This is a genomic window from Chitinophaga qingshengii, from assembly GCF_014529935.1.
GTDB classification, from domain to species: domain Bacteria; phylum Bacteroidota; class Bacteroidia; order Chitinophagales; family Chitinophagaceae; genus Chitinophaga; species Chitinophaga qingshengii.
This window is the reverse complement of the sequence record NZ_JACVFC010000002.1, coordinates 1-17,495: the sequence shown is the minus strand read 5'-3', so window position 1 is coordinate 17,495 and position 17,495 is coordinate 1. Positions and strand designations below refer to the sequence as shown.

At 41.1% G+C, this 17,495-nt stretch carries 16 protein-coding genes; 11 read left to right on the top strand and 5 right to left on the bottom strand.

All coding sequences use genetic code 11. The features are described from left to right. Window positions 1-24: 24 nt before the first annotated feature. Complete coding sequence (locus tag ICL07_RS15410; protein ID WP_188088926.1) at window positions 25-828, top strand: alpha/beta fold hydrolase; 804 nt, start codon at window positions 25-27, stop codon at window positions 826-828. Here ICL07_RS15410 and ICL07_RS15405 read toward each other — a convergent pair. After that, window positions 800-1,321 carry an alpha/beta hydrolase gene (locus ICL07_RS15405; RefSeq protein WP_188088925.1) on the bottom strand — a complete coding sequence of 174 codons (522 nt, stop codon included), beginning with the start codon at window positions 1,319-1,321 and terminating at the stop codon, window positions 800-802. The genes ICL07_RS15410 and ICL07_RS15405 overlap by 29 nt on opposite strands. Before the next feature lie 203 nt (window positions 1,322-1,524). Here ICL07_RS15405 and ICL07_RS32440 point away from each other — a divergent pair, with 203 nt between their 5' ends. After that, a complete protein-coding gene (locus tag ICL07_RS32440; RefSeq protein WP_246485071.1) occupies window positions 1,525-1,689 on the top strand; it encodes a LysR family transcriptional regulator in 165 nt (54 codons plus the stop codon). 221 nt (window positions 1,690-1,910) lie between these two features. After that, window positions 1,911-2,099: a hypothetical protein gene (locus ICL07_RS15395; protein ID WP_188088924.1), complete on the top strand. Its 189-nt coding sequence runs from the start codon at window positions 1,911-1,913 to the stop codon at window positions 2,097-2,099. Between the two features lie 952 nt (window positions 2,100-3,051). Here the strand turns inward: ICL07_RS15395 and ICL07_RS15390 are convergent. The 3 genes from ICL07_RS15390 to ICL07_RS15380 form a co-directional block, all read right to left on the bottom strand. Then, window positions 3,052-3,189, bottom strand: a complete 138-nt coding sequence (locus tag ICL07_RS15390) for a hypothetical protein (RefSeq protein ID WP_188088923.1) — start codon at window positions 3,187-3,189, stop codon at window positions 3,052-3,054. Between the two features lie 476 nt (window positions 3,190-3,665). Continuing rightward, a complete protein-coding gene (locus tag ICL07_RS15385; protein WP_188088922.1) occupies window positions 3,666-5,231 on the bottom strand; it encodes a DUF6770 family protein in 1,566 nt (521 codons plus the stop codon). A 30-nt stretch (window positions 5,232-5,261) separates the two neighbouring features. Next, window positions 5,262-6,713: a M48 family metalloprotease gene (locus ICL07_RS15380; protein ID WP_188088921.1), complete on the bottom strand. Its 1,452-nt coding sequence runs from the start codon at window positions 6,711-6,713 to the stop codon at window positions 5,262-5,264. A gap of 49 nt (window positions 6,714-6,762) precedes the next feature. Between ICL07_RS15380 and ICL07_RS15375 the strand changes: the two genes are divergently transcribed. Further along, window positions 6,763-7,797: an alpha/beta hydrolase family protein gene (locus tag ICL07_RS15375; protein WP_223151940.1), complete on the top strand. Its 1,035-nt coding sequence runs from the start codon at window positions 6,763-6,765 to the stop codon at window positions 7,795-7,797. A gap of 203 nt (window positions 7,798-8,000) precedes the next feature. On the opposite strand, the gene ICL07_RS15370 is transcribed toward ICL07_RS15375, so the two are convergent. Continuing rightward, window positions 8,001-9,509: a hypothetical protein gene (locus ICL07_RS15370; protein ID WP_188088920.1), complete on the bottom strand. Its 1,509-nt coding sequence runs from the start codon at window positions 9,507-9,509 to the stop codon at window positions 8,001-8,003. A 313-nt stretch (window positions 9,510-9,822) separates the two neighbouring features. Between ICL07_RS15370 and ICL07_RS15365 the strand changes: the two genes are divergently transcribed. The 7 genes from ICL07_RS15365 (at window position 9,823) to ICL07_RS15335 (ending at window position 17,406) form a co-directional block, all read left to right on the top strand. Beyond that, complete coding sequence (locus tag ICL07_RS15365) at window positions 9,823-10,452, top strand: hypothetical protein (protein WP_188088919.1); 630 nt, start codon at window positions 9,823-9,825, stop codon at window positions 10,450-10,452. Between the two features lie 223 nt (window positions 10,453-10,675). Continuing rightward, window positions 10,676-10,999 (top strand): helix-turn-helix transcriptional regulator, encoded by a 324-nt coding sequence (locus ICL07_RS15360; RefSeq protein WP_188088918.1) that lies wholly within the window; start codon window positions 10,676-10,678, stop codon window positions 10,997-10,999. Window positions 11,000-11,334: 335 nt separating this feature from the next. Then, the gene (locus tag ICL07_RS15355; RefSeq protein ID WP_188088917.1) at window positions 11,335-11,577 is read left to right on the top strand and encodes a hypothetical protein; all 243 of its coding nucleotides are present in this window, start codon (window positions 11,335-11,337) and stop codon (window positions 11,575-11,577) included. Between the two features lie 398 nt (window positions 11,578-11,975). Further along, a complete protein-coding gene (locus ICL07_RS15350) occupies window positions 11,976-13,580 on the top strand; it encodes a hypothetical protein (protein ID WP_188088916.1) in 1,605 nt (534 codons plus the stop codon). A 47-nt stretch (window positions 13,581-13,627) separates the two neighbouring features. Further along, window positions 13,628-14,146, top strand: coding sequence for a hypothetical protein (locus tag ICL07_RS15345; RefSeq protein ID WP_188088915.1), 519 nt, complete (start codon window positions 13,628-13,630; stop codon window positions 14,144-14,146). Between the two features lie 125 nt (window positions 14,147-14,271). Continuing rightward, entirely contained in the window at window positions 14,272-14,523 is a 252-nt protein-coding gene (locus ICL07_RS15340; RefSeq protein WP_188088914.1) for a hypothetical protein, read from the top strand. A 243-nt stretch (window positions 14,524-14,766) separates the two neighbouring features. Then, window positions 14,767-17,406: an alpha/beta hydrolase family protein gene (locus ICL07_RS15335; RefSeq protein ID WP_188088913.1), complete on the top strand. Its 2,640-nt coding sequence runs from the start codon at window positions 14,767-14,769 to the stop codon at window positions 17,404-17,406. The last annotated feature ends 89 nt before the right edge of the window (window positions 17,407-17,495 follow it).

Here is a 17,495-nt window from a genome sequence, read left to right as displayed (position 1 = left end):
GTATGGTCAAAAATTGAGATTATTATGTCTACTGCAGAACAATCTACCAGCCCTTCAGCAAAAGGCTACATACCAGTGAACGGTATCGAAGTGTATTACGAAGTATACGGCGAAGGCCAGCCGCTTGTTTTACTACACGGCGCCTATATGACCATCGGTTTGAATTGGAGCACGTTGATCCCGGAGCTGTCGAAATCCAGAAAGGTAATTGCTGTAGAGCTGCAAGGGCATGGACATACTGCGTTTTCAGACCGGGCATTATCACTGGCTACGTTAGCCAGTGATGTAGCTGGGATACTGGATTACCTGAAAATTGACCGGGCGGATATCGTAGGATATAGCTTTGGTGGCAAAGTAGCTTATCAGTTTGCGATACAAAGCCCTGAAAGACTCAGGAAACTGGTCATCATTTCTGCCACCTATAAAAGCAGTGGCTGGCAGCCGGAGGTGGTCAATGCGTTTAAAAACATGAGGACCGAATTTTTCGAAAACACGCCTATGAAAACTGCGTACGATGCCGTAGCACCTGATAAAACGAAATGGACAGCCTTCCTGGAGCAGATGTTTGCTTCTGCGGCGGCGCCATTTGACCTGGGAGACGACAATATTGCCAATATTCAGGCGCCCGTGTTAATCATATCCGGCGACCATGATGGGATGGATAAAATAGAGTTGATAAAAACATTTCAATTATTAGGGGGAACTGCTCCTCTCGACTTCGGTGCGACGCCCAAAACACAATTAGCCATTGTGCCCGGACAGGGGCATGTAAGCCTGATGCAACAGACGGGCATTATTGCTACTTACCTGAATAGCTTTTTGGGATAGCCCAACCTGGACCGTCTGCTAGCTCCTTCCAGGAAGGGGTAGAAAACGAGGGGTCAGTGGCAGGGTAGATGAGTACCTGGCAGACAAGATTCGGCACTTTTGCCGCCACCAGAGTAGCTAAGGTACCTCCGCCGCTATCTCCGGCCACGGCTATACGATGATTGTTTATTCTCAGCGCCGCGGCCTGGTTGAATACCCATTTCGTGATATCGAGACAGTCATTGAAACCATTGGGAAACCGGTATTCAGGTGCCAGCCGGTAATCTACGGCAATAACAACGATACCTGATAAATTGGCTAGTTGCCGCAAAGAACGGTCGTGTGAGTCCAGACTGCCTTTATAGAATCCGCCGCCATGAAAATATAAGACAGCCGGTAAATGCTGCTGGTCGTTGGGTCTGTATATCCAGATTTTGATGTCCCGGCCAGGTAATGCAACGCTTTTATTTTCGACAGCGAATACCGCTTCTTCTTCTCCCGCCAGGGGAATCAACGCTTCAAAAAACGCCCTGTCAGCCTAGATCCGGTCGCAATATGGGTTACATCGATATTGTCCATGTAAGTCAATGCTTCCTGTACTTGTGGTAATGATTTCCATGTTGATGATTATTTGAATGCAAATTTCTATCACGGCAATCTAATAGGGAAATAGCTTAATTTATGGGCGGTCATAAAAAGAATTATAAACTTTAAGGCATGGTCAATCTGGAATGGTACCGAACATTTAAAGCAGTTTATCAGGCAGGGTCATTAACAGCCGCATCAAAAGTGTTATTTATTTCACGGCCCAATGTGAGTCGACATCTTTCTTTACTGGGAGCCTATGTAGGCAAGACCTGTTTGAAAGAAAACCGAAAATAGTGCCGACCGATTATGGCAGACTATTTTACGCTGGCAGTAAATCAATCGACACTACTGCATTTGATCAATACGTTCGGGAAGAAAACTGGGATCAGGCAGAAGCCTGGTTGTAATCCCAGCGCTGGTTTTCCTATACCACCGATCTGGCCATCATCCGCCGGTTCTGGCAGAAGAATTTCCCTAAACGTCCGGCTATTACACCCCACCGCGTAATACCAGATATGAACCTGATCCTGCAGGCACTTAAACATTGCAGCGCGCTCACTGTAGCCGTTGGCTACATGCTGGACGATGGGCTGAAGATGATATGGCAGGGGAGGGTGCCTACCAAGAATGGCCTGTACCTGGCTTATGATCCGTCTAAGGTTAGTATAGAACAGGTGAAGTTAATGGAGCGGGTTTGTATATGAGATATTGGATGCTGATTTTGACTTTACTGATGATGCTCTGTTAAGGATTGAAGAATCTCAGGTATGTAACACAGGGTAGCGTTGCCAACCATATATAGAGATGAACTATTCTGGTTAAAAATTATGGATGTTTTGTTTAAATATTGATTCTAAATATTTACGGTCTATAGAGAAGGAGGTTTTAATAACAGAGGTGGAAAATTCCACCTCTTTCAAATTTTTCGAGATCCATCAATGATTTCTATATTTTCTTTTTTCTCATTGTGTTATTACTACTGTTCCAGGACTTTTCTCAAGAAAGCGCTGCCGGTTAATTATAGGAAAGCGTAATAGTCCTAGCTTGGACACAAGGTGCGCCGAATATGGTGGTAGCAAGAACAGGGCCGAAGGGATCTGTTATGATGGTTGCAGAGTCCATCCGAACAGTACAAACGTTAAGGGGATCTGTTGGGTAATGGAGATAAACAATATTATTTAGACGCGCATTGGAGGCCATTCGCCCTGCGATTATTGACACCATTAGTGTTAGCGAAAGAAGGATAATAATCTTTTTCATAGTGGTAGAGTTTTTTTAGTTAATGTTGTTGATGTTATTCCTTCATAATTCTCTCTTCTTTTGATAGAAACAGGGATGTTTCGTACGACGTGCTTTCGGACTACTCTGGTAAGGTAAGGATGGGAAAGAATTTTGCAGGTATTCCTTCCAAAATTATGTTATCTCACTGAGATCAAGAGGTTCTTAATGGGAACATAAACCGCTTGTAGGTGATGGGTTGGAGGTATTTGATAATTTGGTCCCCGAGGCTAAGGAGTTCCGGAGATTTTCGGTATTTTTTATCAGTCTAGTCAAGAACCTCTCTTGTAAAACCTTTTACACAATCTGCACAGGGTACCGTTGTCGCCATTGTGTCTACATATTGTTCATCTGCAGAAAAATAGCGTCCGTATTGAGTTACACAACATTTTCCGGGGTCATCGTTGTCTCCATGCAGATAAACTTGGCTGGAGGTACTTGCTTTGGAGCTCCCCACCCTGCGATCAAAGCTCCGGTGAAGATCAGGAATGCTAGTATTGAAATTTTCTTTTTCATAAACATAACATTTATATAATTATCAATTGTCGACTGAATATGCAAATCCGTAGGCACATTCTGCGCCGTAAATTGTTGTAGCACGATCTCTACCCGAGGGGATCTCCATGAAGTCCATTGCGGTAACAGTAACTGTACAAATGTTTCTTGGTTCTACCCAGGCATGGGTATAGGTGATATGCGATAATCGAGCTTTAGACGCCTCATTCCCCACAATTATTACTACAGCCATTGTTAAGCATAGTAAAATAATAGCTTTTTTCATGGCATGAAATTTTTAATGGTTTCTTCGACGGCTGGAATAGTGATAAGCTATCATTGTTTCCTGACCGAAAGTTACGTGGTTTTTGGAGGGAACTCCAATTATTTAGGTAACTGAAAGCGTCGGGGATATACAATTGTAATTGTTGCTGCGGTATCCCTGCAATATGCTAAGGATGGTCAAAAAAAGAGGTGGAAATCTTCCACCTCTTTTTTTATAGCGCTTCTATCGAAAACTTCCTCGTCTTTTCTTTTTTATCATATTCCGCTACGAGCATATGTCCTTCTTTAGCCGGGAAGATCATCGTTTCTATGTTACCATCTTTGCGGGGGATGGTACGCAGCACTTTCTTCCCATCTACATGATAGAGGGTAATATTCTTTGCTTCTGTAATCACCAGGTAGGTGGCTTTCTTTTCAGGAGAATGGATGCTGTAGTATGATTTGTTATCCATGTCTTCTGTGACAATTCTCGCCGGCCAGAGGCGGCTGCGTTTTACGGCGATGTTATTATCCACCGACAAAACACCTTCCGGTGTTTGTTTGATGACCATCGCATCTCCGAAATATCCCTTATGAGTACCGGAGCCACCCAACAAATAGAGTGGCGGAATGATCAGCGGGATGGTGGCTACTTCCGCTATCACCAGGCCAACAGCGAGGCTACGGTTGGCCGCTGAACCAGCGAAGTAGGTATTGCCGGCAAAATCCTTGAATGCCGGTCCCGCCAGCAGGTAGGATTTGTTGTGAACAAAACGGCCGGTAGTATTGGTCAGTCCTGCTTTTTTATCGTTCCAATAATTATACAATGCTTTGATACTATCGCGTCCGCGGCCATCGACGTTGATAGTGAAGACGCCCAGGTACCTCCCTTTGGAAATGGAGTTGAGGGTGACAATTCCCCTATCCCTGCGTGGATTGATGATAGCTCCGGAAACAAAGGGTTTGCCGGTGGCGGGATTCTTGTCGAAGGTGTATACCCGGAACGGGTTGCCTTTTTTGTCTTTCAGGTTTACCCGGGAGATGGTGGTGCTGTCATCGAGACCGTAGCCCTGAATCGCATATCCGCTCACGGAACCCGGTGTATTGTGGTGTATCAGGAAATATACATCATGACCGGATACCAGCATGTTGTAGCGGGCATCTTCAAGACCTACTCTTTTCTGCCAGGTCTGGTCGCCATTCTTATCATACACATACAGGAACTTGCCCCGGTCGTCGCCAAAGAAGCAGGCGAAACCTTTGCCACTCACATTGTTTATGCGCAGCGGTTCTGTCAGGCCAATTGAACTGATGTAGTTGGCGCTGTTATTGAATGTGGCTCCCAGGTTAGTAGTTAGCTTAATGGTATTGGTTTTTAACATCTTGCCGGTAAGATCGATAAACTGCGTATATACCGCGAGGTAACCGTTTCTGATAGCTTCTTTTTTGTCTCTCCGGTGATTATACGTGTAGCCCAACAGGTTACTTTTCAGGTAGCCCAGGCAGAGTACATCCTGTTCAAAAGACACCGTCTTCAGGTCCAGTTTTATTTCCCGGAAGTTAACCACCCCGATGTCGTTGAGGTTTTCATCCATGATGGTGAGCTTGTAGTTAAAGGAGTCTTTGCTGGCCCGTTCCAGTTCGGTGAAAACGAGATAGCCTACCAGAGCATCGTCCTGGGTGATGGCGCGCATGGAAGAGGATATTTCGTTGCCTACTTCCTTAAACACGCGGGTTTGTGCGCGGGTACCACTGATGACGGACAGCAGTAAGGTACACGCAATGAATACTTGTTTCATGTGGGTAGTTGTGGGATAAATGGGTTACTGTTATTTTTTGGTAAAGGGTGTGGCAAATTCGCAGTACAGACTATTGGGAAAGCTGCTGGTAAATGATTTGGCGGCGGTTTTCTGTTTGTCGTTGTCGCTGGTACTGGTGACAAGGGTTTGCATCAGGGATTTAAAACCTTGTTCCGGTGGCGTCATGTTACTCCAGAAAGAAGCCTGTTGCAGGGTATTGTGGAAGGCTTCCAGTTTTTCCCGGGGCATTTGCTCAAACATCATTTCCAGCTCGTAATAGTTGGTGGAGATGTATTCCTTGGGTTTTACCGCGATGGCATTAAAACGGTTCAGTTTCTGATCCGCATAATACAGGCCGGACATCACATTGCTGAACATAAAATCGTACCAGGGGTCGGTATTACCCAGGTCCTTTTCCAGCAGGATACGGTACAGGGCTGCGGTCATGTTGCCGTTGCAGTAGATGTTCCAGACCATCATCTTCATGGCTTTGTTACGCAAGCTGGCAGGTATCGGTGTAAACGGACCACTGGTTTGTTCGTGTTTGTTTTTGTTATAGCGTTCTACACAATCGGGGTGCGTTTTCAGGGAGTCGGCCAGTCCGGCGGTAGTGGTATTGAAGCTATAAGCCTTGGCAGATAAGCCTTTGGTCCGTTTCACCATCCAGCTTTCGTCCACCGGCAGCTGATAAGCGGCGAAGTATTCCTTCAGGGATTTCTTCAGCGGTTGCCGGTATTGGATGTCGGCGCTGTCCAATCGCAGGAAGACAGCCGGATCTACACCGATATGGGCGTTTTTCAGCAGTACGATCGCCAGGGAGTCGGCATCTCCTTCGTGATAACGCTGGTGTTTACTTCTATCAAAAGAATACCCCTCAAACACTTTTTTCAGGCGGGAATAGCGCTCATATTTGGAATCGAGAACGGCATTCAGGGACTGTTTGTATTCATCGGACGTGAGCCATTCCGCCCGTTTCTTCATCCCGTTTTCGGGGTGGAGCAGGGCATTGTGGGACATCTCGTGCGCCAGCACCAGCGCCAGTTCTTCCCGGGTACGGGAGAAGGCCAGCAAGCCTATATTCACCGCCAGCAGATTGCTGCCTGTGGCATAGGCATTGACAGATGTGCCGCGGTCTATCAGCAGCATAGGCGCCTGGGGAATGAGCTTCGGATTGGCCTGGGCGATCTGCCGGATAATACCATCAAGATAATTATGCATCTCGTTTTCGTACAGGTAACCGTCGTCGTCAATGGCTTCGGTAATAAAATCCGTACGGCCGTTCCAGATCTCTTTATATTTTTTCTGGGTATCCTTATCCTTATAGATAGCAGGGCAGGACCAGGCTTTTTTCAGGGAGTCTTTCTGGCGTTCATAATAGGCATGGGAAAGATCCTGGAAATCGTAAATGGGTTTGTTTTGGGCTACCAGGCTTTGGGCGCACAGTAACAGGGCTGACAGTGTAAGGGATCTGCAGGTTGACATATTAATATTTCGTAGGTACTTGAGCCGCAAAGATATTAAAAAAATAAAGATGCTTGCCGTATTTTTGCAGCAAATCGAACCTATGAAACTGGGGTATTATTCTTTACTGTTGCTGGGGATATCTTCCTGTACGTTTAACTCCGGGCATAACATTAAACAGGAAGATAAAGATACAGGCCGGGCAATCAATCTTAATCGTACTGACGAAACGACGGCGACGGCTGATTTTTTTCCGCCCTGGGATTTTGCGCATGCGCGGAAAGCCTTTACCACCCGGCTGACTAAAAAGTTACGGATGGATGGTCCTGCTGAAACACCTCCTGACAAAACCTTCTCCCTGGTATATTATCCAACGGACATCGGAAAAATGGCTGCTTACCTGGGAGAGATACCGGACGATGGGCGCTTACATCCTGCCATTATTTGGATCAGCGGTGGTTTTGGCAATGATATTGGCGGTGTATGGGGTGAGCATCCGGCGGATAACGACCAGGCAGCTACGCCGTTCCGTAAAGCAGGAGTGGTGATGATGTTTCCTTCTCAGCGGGGTGGTAATGGTAATCCCGGGTATGACGAATCCGGTTTCGGAGAGATTGATGATATCCTGGCGGCAGCAGATTTCCTGGCGAAACAAAAAGGAATCGATACTAACCGGATATACCTGGGAGGGCATAGTACCGGCGGTACCAAAGTATTGCTGGCTGCCGAATGCAGTAAAAGGTTCCGGGCTGTTTTCAGTTTCGGTCCGGCGCTCTCCATGGATAATTACGGCGCAGAAGAGCTAGCCTATGATACGAAGGATAAAAGGGAAAGTGAGCTACGATCACCTATGAATTGGCTGCCTTCTATTTCCACCCCGGTATTTGTTTTTGAGGGAAAAGGCGGCAATGCGGAGATGCTGCAGGCGCTCAGTGAGTTGTCTGAGAATCCGCGGAATCCGTATACCCATTATTACCTGATAAGGGGGAAAAACCATTTCTCCGTATTACAGCCGGTATGCAAGCTCCTGGCGGCGGCGGTGGTGGCAGATACTACAGCGAAGGTGACGATGGATTTCGGAGAGGCATTATCTGCTCTCAAATAAATTTTAAGGAGCCTCTTTTGGAGGCTCCTGTTGTTTTGTGTCTTTACAAGATAACTATCTGGCCCTTTCCTCAAAATATTTTTTGTTTCCCCGAAAATAATTTCCGGATCATACTGAATTTCGCTCTTTTATTTTGACAGAAAAATTGTCACTTTGTAAGTATTCCTATCGTTATTGATAATCCTGGAATTATTTTGATAAAGTTAGTTACGCACCATCAAAACCCTTTTCTGTACTGAATTTGGCGATTCGAAATCATCCGTTATATTTGTGATTATTCTTGTGTGATGGATGGTTATTTCGTCTGCCAACATCAACGTGAAAGCGATGACGATGATAATCATGGGGATTTGATATCGAAGTACAATTGGCGATGCAAATATGCTGAATAGGAAGTTGGTCAAAAGGAATACACTAAATAGATATGTGAATTTGGTTCGTTTTTCGACTTTGGGATAAATCCAGAAAATTTGTACAATCAAAATCAGATGAGCAGCGATAATTATCCATGGGAAAAAAGACATGATGTCTCCCTGTAATTTGGTATCAGGAGACTTTATTGTAGTCCGGACATTGCCAAACAGGCTTGATAGCTCGTTATTTACGGTATTCATATCTGTTCCCGGTCTAAGGTACGTTTGTAGCACCTCAGGGCTGGGAAAGAAGTAAATTAACGCGTTTTCGAATACGTAGTGGTGAAGGAAATCCAAAGGATATTTTTTAATGAGGTATTGGCCATACCGTTGATATTGTTTTGTCATGATGGCCCATGTTTTAAACGGGTTGCTTGTGTCGGATGGGTTATTTCGGGAAGATCTCATTAATTGTTTAAGGGGGCCATCGGTATGCCACATAAATACCGATCCGTTTTTAGGGGATAAGTAGGTTTGCGCCTTTTGGAGGCTGTCAATATAATTAAATGTCAGCAGGTTGATCTGCCTGAACTCACGCGGGGTATTGATAGTGTCGGTGTTGTTGTATTGAAGCATGTACATCGCATTGTTCAGCAGTTGCCATCCGCCAAAGACAGCAAAAACGCTTTTGCCTGTCTGTTTATAGGTTTGGCTTTGGGTGAAGTTGATGAAAGCGGTTATCAGTAGGACAGGGATTAAGATGGATATCGCTTTTTTGTAAAGATTTAATTTGCCCGGGAGAATGGCCGCTATCATTACGATGGGATAGAATACGGCATTATACCTGATCGTGAAAAGAATTGACAGTATCAAACCTTGCAGTATGTATAAAGCGTTTTTGTGGTTGTCTATCATCCAAATAAGCGTGGTGACCCAAATAATAGTTAATGAAGTAAATAGCGCGTCAGCTATGACATAGTTGGATATAAAAAGGAAAAGTGGGTTGACCATCATAAATAAGAAGAATCCCCACTTGAAATACCGGGTTGTCCGGAACAGGTATAAACAGCTAAAATAAAAAAGTATCACGCTGAATTCGAGAAGGGCATACTGTACTACAAATAACGCCGTTTCACTGGAAGAGAACTGATGGAATAACCATAGGAACTTCGCATATCCTATGGGCCATATACCGCAGGAGCTGTTTTTAATCGCAGCAGAAACATAGAAGGCGGTGTCGGAGGTGAAGTCCAGATCGGGATAGAAACGCTTGAATATGATTGCCTTGAGGGTAGAAATCAGCAATATGGACAGTAGTATTGTTGCATTTGATTTTTCATTGTTTATAAAACTACTCATTTTTTTTAAGTTATTAGACGGGTTGAGGTATAGGGTTCAGGGACTAAATGTATAGGAAGGCACTGACGTATTATTGCTCTCCCGGTGAATGACGGAACCGCTCAGGGAAAAGGTGACGGTATTTTTTGAGGATGTAACTCTTTTGGTCAATCAATAGGACGTTTTTTTGAGAGTCTTTTTATCATATTTTAAACCACAAAATCAAGTTGATAATTTTTAATATTTTTTCTATGAAACTAAATACAGGTAAGGGTTTGGAGATTTGTAATCAAGCTTTATATTTGCGCTTTCCTAACCCATAAATGAAACTAATATGGAGTTATTAAATTTAAAAATCGGAGACATTGTAGATTGTCCGCTACAAGACGACATCTCCGTTATGTTCGTTCGTGAAATCAATACGGAACGACATGAAGTATTATTAGCAGATGCCCCGGAAGGAGGACATACCACCTGGACATCCATGATGGATGTAGCAGGGGTATCCCTGACACCCAGGATACTGCACCTGGCCGGATTTAAAGGTGTTGCCGGCAAACGGGGATTGTTCGTCGCTAAAAACGGGATACGGCTACGGCGCCTGGGACCTGGTTACTACATAGATGACATCTATGATGAGCTATGCGAACCCCTGATGATGGAAGACCTGCATCAGCTGCAGCATTATCATGCCGCGATGACAGGAAAGCCATTGCTGATCAATGGTATTCATCGCCCCATTCCACTGTCGGACCTGTTCTCTGAGGAAACATCAGGAGAATATTATTGGTACTCCTACCAACTGAGTGATGGCCGTATAACGGAAAATGTTACTGCGTACCATCCGTTGGAGACTATCAATTCCATCCGGCTCCTGGAAGACAGCGGCGCCATACTGCTCAACTGGAAAGAGATCTCCTATGATCAATTCCAGAACTACGACGAACCCTGGAAGATCAGCTAACCTTTTTTAGACTCAACAAGACCTCACGGGCGGGGAGTTCTCTCCTTGCCCTATTCTTATATGACCCTTGCTGCGACTATGTTGCAGCCGGTTTTTGTTGCTTAAAAAATGTTGAATTTCCCTGAAAATTGTCTTAACTTTTAATTGCGATTGCAACATAAGCACTTTAGAGTAAAACGTATATCGCATGATATATTGCCAATACCCTCATAACCATCAATTGATGAAACTGACAAAGTTCCAGGAGAACGCTATTATTAAGACCAAAGCATTCATCGACGAACAGCCCCCAAAAAGAATAGATATACAGCACCTGGTCCACTACTCCGGTCTTAGTGAAAGCAAACTAACAAAAGGATTTAAAATGCTCTACCACGTAACAATTTATCAGTACCAACTTGAACGCGCTATGAATTATGCCAAGCAACTATTGCAAGAGGATCACCAAGTGAAAGAGGTGGCTATTACCCTTGGGTATAGTACTTCGGGGAGCTTTGCGAGAGCGTTTCAGAGAGTGTTTCAGGAGACGCCGGGGGAATGTAAGTGAAGCGGTTAGAATATCTGAATTGCTGGGTATATAATTGATGTTGGACTATTTTCTGTTTCCTTATTACATCCTAGCGAGTCCTGTTGTTCCTGGTTATACTCTAATTTGAGCGTAGTTAGAAACTATGTTGCATAGTTAGTGAATAGATATTGTTTGGCGTCATTTGTAAAATGATAATGAGGTGTTTAAAAGTTAGTGTTTAATGAGACGATTGAGGAATATTGTGTGAAGGAAGTTGGAGAAAGTTATTGTTTGCGAATGGATATGCCTGTGATTCATGACTTATTTAAGCCGAATGATTGATATAGTTTCTTATCAATTTTAAAATTATAATCATGAAAAAGAGATTGATTGCTTTCATCATTATTGCAATAGCGATGTGTTCCGGGCTTTTGGCGTCAAAAGCTAGGATTAATAATGTTCTTTTTTTTCCTTATGATCAAAACGATTGGACTGCAGGGTGTCGTGTTAGACAAGAGGGATACACCGCGACTAATATGGGGTTTCAATTGTCCTATGCAACAATTGCTGCTGGATCGCCTTGTGTTTATATTACCGTCAAGACTATTGATAATTAACGAACCTCTTTTTGGTGTAATATTTAGTTATAGCTATCTGTTAAAATTTATTGTTTGTAGGTGGTGAAAGTGCGATGGTGTATTTTTCTTATACATTTTATACGAGATTAATTATCGGCGGCTAATTTATAATTCTTAGTTGTTGATGATTGTAGATATATGTGGTTCGACACTTTTCAAATTCTGTGGTTGTCGTACGGCTTTTGTTCACTGAATACGGTTAGTGTTGCAAGTTATGAGTTGTTGGGTTGAAGTAATATTGTTTACTTTGTATATTATGATTCATAATAACTAAAAAGACCTGTGAAAAGTTAGGCTTGTTTTTTTTCTGGAAATAGTAAGACCTTATTTTTAAATGAATCCTCTATTTAGAGATTAGATTTGGTTAATCTCAATGTATGAAAACCTGTTTTGTGTGTTGTCCTAATCAAGGATTCATATCCACTGAAGGTGTGAGTAAAATATATAAAACTGAAATAGTTGCTATGCCGATGTTTTCTGATTTTTTAGCGAATGGGAGTTCTGATTTTGAAGATTTTAAATCTTTTATAATTAGGGACCGGTTTAATCGCCTAATGATTTGGACTAGTATGCTTTTAATAGCTTTGCAGTTATCTGTATTTAAATATTTTTACCCGTATGCAGCATTTATTAATGCTGATTCTTATGGGTATGTGCAATGTGCCTTTTACAATGTGGGGATCGATATATACCCAATTGGATATTCGAAGTTTTTGCGATTATTTAGCGTATTTTTTGCCGGAGATACTAGTTTAGTTGTATTTCAGTATGTTTTTAATCAATTTAGCATTCTGGCGCTTTTGTTTAGTCTATTTTATTTTCTCAGTCCGAGCAAAGGTATTCAGTTTTCTGTTTTGATCTTTGTTTTGATAAATCCGGTGTATCTATACATGGCGAATTACGTTTCGACAGACAGCTTGTTTTTATCTCTAAGTATTTGTTGGGTTACTACTTTAATTTGGATATTAAAGCGTGCCTCTTTGGGGATAATTATTATTCATGCCTTGGTGGTCGTGTTGGTGTTTATGGTGAGGTATAATGCGCTTTACTATCCATTTATTTCTTTGATTGTTTTCTGGTTAAAACGCAGAGAATTAAAAATGACACTTATAGGGATAGTCCTAACTGTTGGTTTAATTGGTATTTTCGTTTTATCTACTTCATATCGTTATAAGAGATTGACAGGTGTTTTTCAGTTTTCTCCCTTTTCAGGATGGCAGTTGGCAAATAATGGTATGTATGCGTATCGATTTGTAGATTCAGTTGACCGGAAAAAGCTTCCATCCAAATTTGAAGGTATAGATAGAGAGGTCAGGTTATATTTTGATACAACAAAACGTTTTTTGAATAGGTTCCCAGAGGAAATGCTGATCGCAAGCACGGTATATATGTGGAAATCGACATCTCCACTTAGAACCTATATGCATAAAAAGTACAAGGGCGATACTACGGCTACTGAGTTTAAACAGTGGTCGAACATGGCACCATTGTATAGTGAGTATGGATCAACATTAATTAAAACCTATCCATGGGCATTTGTAAAATCCTATCTATGGCCGAACCTTATAAAGTACTATGTTCCACCAGTTGAATTCCTATCAACTTATGGGTTCAGTATGGATACTATTCCCAATGATGTTAGAACCTGGTTTGGATATACAACATATAAACTTAATAATAGACTGAATACAAATAATGTAAAAATACTTGAGCCATATCCGACGATATCAGCAGTTATGAATGCCGTTTTCGTTGCATTATTTATAATCTCGCTTATGATTGGATTGAAAAAACTGAATAAGGATTTGTTTATTATTTGTATGCTATTTGGCCTCTGCTGGACTATTAATCTGGTTTTTAGTGTATTTGCTTCTCCTATTGCTTTAAGGTTTCAAATGTTTTCTTTGACACTCAGTATGGTGTGTAACTTTATTTTGCTTGATTTCTTATTGCGAAAAGAGACGGAGGAGGATGCCAAATAGAGGATTAAGAATTTTTACCAAGAAGTAGCAAGTTAATTGCGATTATTATGGGCAATAGAAATATCTACAAGTTTAAGGTTTTACTCGCTTTTTGTCTATTGTGGTTGCTTGCATGCAGAAATGGCAATAGATGGTCTGACAGGAATCTGATAGATTCAGTTCCATCAATGAATATTTTACTTTTAGATAGTGCTTCTGTTTTAAATACCCGATCAGAAATAATGTCAGGTAATGTAGTGTATGTTTTCTTTGACCCTTATTGCCAATTTTGTCAAAAGGAGGTTGGAGGTATATTAGATGGTATTGCAAAGTTTCATGATACAAAATTTTGTTTTTTAACAATATCAAGTTTACAAGATGCGAGAGAGTTCTATAAAACGAATGAAATTAGTCGTTTCCCTAATGTTTATGTTGGCATTGATACATCTGGGACGTATTTAAAATATTTCAATGTTAAAACGGTACCCCATACAAGCATATATAGAAATTATGTTGTAAGAGAAATTTTTTCTAGACCAGTTGTAGTAGACAGTATTCTGGTTGCCGTTAAAAATTTACCTAGATAGCCAATTGGCTAACACTCTTTATAATTACAATATTGAAACTGTAATAATATTGCGCAATAAAGGGAAAAGCCGAACCCCCTAATAATAAAGTAGGCAATTAATTAATCCTTCAAAATTATCAAACCATGAAAAAGGTTAAAGTTTTGTTATCAGCTGTTGCTGTTATTGCTGTTATCGCCGGTGCAGTAGCTACTCAAGCTCGTCAAGATCTGCAGATTTTCGTGCCTGTTGATCAGAATAAACCTCTTGATGGCTGCGTTGTTACACAGAACGCTTCCGCTATTACATCAGTAGGTGGTACTCTTCAATATGCTACTCTGTCTCCTGGCGCATGCCCGACCGTACAGACTCGCGTTATCACATTCAATCACAACTAATATTTTTATTAGTTGGAAAGAGGGAGGTCGAAGACCTCCTTCTTTTTTGTATTAGGTTGTAATCCATTTAGCATTCATGGATTAGAAGATGAGCTATGGACGGTAATTTAAAAGTAAAATAAAGTCGTTTTTTTGGGGTGTATATACCACTTTGGATATTTTGGTTTGTAATATTTGTATTGCAATGAAGTTAATTACCTGTTTTTATTGATATATTATATATGAATGTATAATTGAATAATTATGAAATTTTTTGGGTTTATTGGTCTGTTTTTTTGGTTTAACACTTGTATCGCACAAAAGCCGCATATCAAAATATCGGATTTAGATGGCTGGTGTGGTATTCGTACGCCTATTATAAGCGATAATGGAATGGTTATTTCATATATGATTTACAATAAACCCAAAGGTAGAAGTACTATATGCGTAAAGAAGGTAAATGATGGTGGTGAAAAGAGTATTGTTGATGGATTTAATCAGAAGTTGACGCCAGATGGAGAATACTTTCTCTGTCAACTGCCAGCAAGTCGGCTAATGGTGGTTAATGTAAGTGGATTCAAGGAGGAGATAATTGACTCAATTAGTAGATATGATATTTTTAGAGATAGAGGCGAGGATTGGATGGTTTTCTTGAAAACAGGTGGTGGATTGTACCTTAGGAAATTAAAAGGAAGGAATGTTCGCGTTTTTCCTGAAGCTGTAGATTATTGGTTGAGTGGGTCAGGTAATTTTGCCGCTGTGAAATATAAATACGATTCCTCTACATACTCGATTAAAGTTGTTAGCTTGGATTATTTAGGAGAGACTGAAATTTACAGAGGAAAAGAACCAATTAAATGTATCATGGATAATAATGCTAATCAGATTTTGTTTACGGTTAAAGATGATAACGAGGATGTCGCATTATCGAGTAGAATCTTATACTATAACCGAAAAATAAATAAAACAGAGGAGAAAAGAATTTCGAAGATGGAAATAGATTCTGATAAGTTTTTTTACGATATAGATAGATTTAGTGCTGATGGAAGCTTTGTTTTTTGCACTATCAGGAAGAAAAAAATGGAAAAAAAGGATGGCAGTGCTAAAGTTGATGTTTGGTCTTCAGCGGCCGTGAAATTGAAAAGTGAAGATATATATGACAAAGTCCACAGCCAGAACTATAATTTTAATGGAATTTGGTATTTAAATGAAGGGATAGTAAGACAGATACAGGATGAAGGGGAATCCCAAGTATCGCCTTACGAATCTAATATATCGCAGTTGGTATATAAGTCTATTGCAAATCGTTCCGAGTGGAATTGGAATGAGAGTGCGATATACTCCTGTAGCCTAATTGATTTTAAGAAGGGATCAAAAAAAGTTATTCTAGCCCCCCCTGATCGGAATGCCTATTCTTGTATTTTGTCTCCTTTAGGTCGCTGGGTAATTTACTTCGACGCGGATTCAGATTCTTATTTTAGTTATAATGTATTAACCCAAGAGAGAAGAAATATTACAGCAGGAGTTTCCGCAAAATGGACGACTTTTGACAAAGATGATATTCCATTTGCTAAATTTATTAACATAGGTATAGCTGGGTTTGATTCGACCGAAAGTATGGTTTATATATATGATCAGTATGATATATATGAGGTGGATTTGACAAACAGTTCTCCACCGCATAACGTGACAGGTGGCAATGGGAAGCTTCAAAATATTGTTTTCCGTTTTGCTTTCCCACCTCCTAGTTGGGAGGGAAATAAGATACTACTTACAGCATTTAATAGAGTCACTAAGGAAGATGGATTCTACTATTTATTAAAAGATAAACATAACGCTGTAAAGAAGTTGATCATGTCTCCTGAAATGTTTACTGGACCTGAAGAAAGTAAGTATGTTAATCGATTTATGCCTATTAAAGCGAAGGCTGCTGATGTTTTTCTTGTACAAAGAATGGATGCAAGTAATGCCCCTAACTTTTATTTGACTAAAGATTTCATAAAATATAAACCTATAAGTAATGTACATCCAGAAAAGAGCTTCAATTGGTTGACTACAGAACTGGTTACGTTTAGAACAGATGATCATAGAGAGGCACAAGGTATTTTATATAAACCTGAGGATTTTGATCCCCAGAAAAAGTACCCGGTAATAATTTATTACTACGAGAAAATAAGTGAGTGCTTGCATTTGTTTCAGGATGCTGGAGCATCAAGAGGGCCAATAAATATTCCTTTTTTTGTTAGCAATGGTTTTTTGGTTTTTACTCCCGATATACAGTTTAAAATTGGATATCCTGGAAGGAGTTCATTTGATGTAGTTATGGGTGCGGCAAGAGTCCTTAGTAAGTATCCGTATATAGATTCGACAAAAATCGCGCTGCAGGGACACAGTTTTGGTGGGTTTCAAACAAATTATATTATTACTCATACCAATAGGTTCGCTGCAGCATGTTCTGCCGCCGGGTTTACTAATTTTGTCAGTGCTTATGGATCGATAATAGGCGGTGGTCTTTCTAGGCAGGGACAATATGAATTGTATCGTGATAGAATTGGGACAACACTATGGAAACGTCCTGACCTCTACTTGGAGAATTCCCCGGTGATGAAAATTGATAAGATTCAAACCCCACTTTTAATTATGCACAATAAAGAAGATGATGATGTTCCATTTACACAGGGCGTTGAATTGTTTACGGGCTTACGACGATTAGGTAAGACTGCTTATATGTTGCAATATAATGGCTGTGGGCACTCAGTTTATGGCGATGCCTCTATTGATTATACCAATCGACTTTTAGAGTTTTTTAATTACTATTTGAAAGGCGATAAATTACCTAGTTGGATGAGCCAGAGACCCGTAAGTGTCCTTGATTACTCTCCAGTGAAACTTGATACTAATTGAAAGAGTGTGCTAATATGGAATAGTTCCGATTTAATCTGTGACGTCTCCCCGAAAAAATGTAGCGGTGTAAATTGGAAATTTCGGGGCAT

Bases quoted from the DNA above. Each gene is read 5' to 3' on its own strand.
- ICL07_RS15410 (WP_188088926.1), top strand. From the start codon at position 25: ATGTCTACTGCAGAACAATCTACCAGCCCTTCAGCAAAAGGCTACATA.
- ICL07_RS32440 (WP_246485071.1), top strand. From the start codon at position 1,525: ATGGTCAATCTGGAATGGTACCGAACATTTAAAGCAGTTTATCAGGCA.
- ICL07_RS15395 (WP_188088924.1), top strand. From the start codon at position 1,911: ATGAACCTGATCCTGCAGGCACTTAAACATTGCAGCGCGCTCACTGTA.
- ICL07_RS15390 (WP_188088923.1), bottom strand. From the start codon at position 3,189: ATGAAAAAGAAAATTTCAATACTAGCATTCCTGATCTTCACCGGAGCT.
- ICL07_RS15385 (WP_188088922.1), bottom strand. From the start codon at position 5,231: ATGAAACAAGTATTCATTGCGTGTACCTTACTGCTGTCCGTCATCAGT.
- ICL07_RS15380 (WP_188088921.1), bottom strand. From the start codon at position 6,713: ATGTCAACCTGCAGATCCCTTACACTGTCAGCCCTGTTACTGTGCGCC.
- ICL07_RS15375 (WP_223151940.1), top strand. From the start codon at position 6,763: ATGCTTGCCGTATTTTTGCAGCAAATCGAACCTATGAAACTGGGGTAT.
- ICL07_RS15370 (WP_188088920.1), bottom strand. From the start codon at position 9,509: ATGAGTAGTTTTATAAACAATGAAAAATCAAATGCAACAATACTACTG.
- ICL07_RS15365 (WP_188088919.1), top strand. From the start codon at position 9,823: ATGGAGTTATTAAATTTAAAAATCGGAGACATTGTAGATTGTCCGCTA.
- ICL07_RS15360 (WP_188088918.1), top strand. From the start codon at position 10,676: ATGAAACTGACAAAGTTCCAGGAGAACGCTATTATTAAGACCAAAGCA.
- ICL07_RS15355 (WP_188088917.1), top strand. From the start codon at position 11,335: ATGAAAAAGAGATTGATTGCTTTCATCATTATTGCAATAGCGATGTGT.
- ICL07_RS15350 (WP_188088916.1), top strand. From the start codon at position 11,976: ATGAAAACCTGTTTTGTGTGTTGTCCTAATCAAGGATTCATATCCACT.
- ICL07_RS15345 (WP_188088915.1), top strand. From the start codon at position 13,628: ATGGGCAATAGAAATATCTACAAGTTTAAGGTTTTACTCGCTTTTTGT.
- ICL07_RS15340 (WP_188088914.1), top strand. From the start codon at position 14,272: ATGAAAAAGGTTAAAGTTTTGTTATCAGCTGTTGCTGTTATTGCTGTT.
- ICL07_RS15335 (WP_188088913.1), top strand. From the start codon at position 14,767: ATGAAATTTTTTGGGTTTATTGGTCTGTTTTTTTGGTTTAACACTTGT.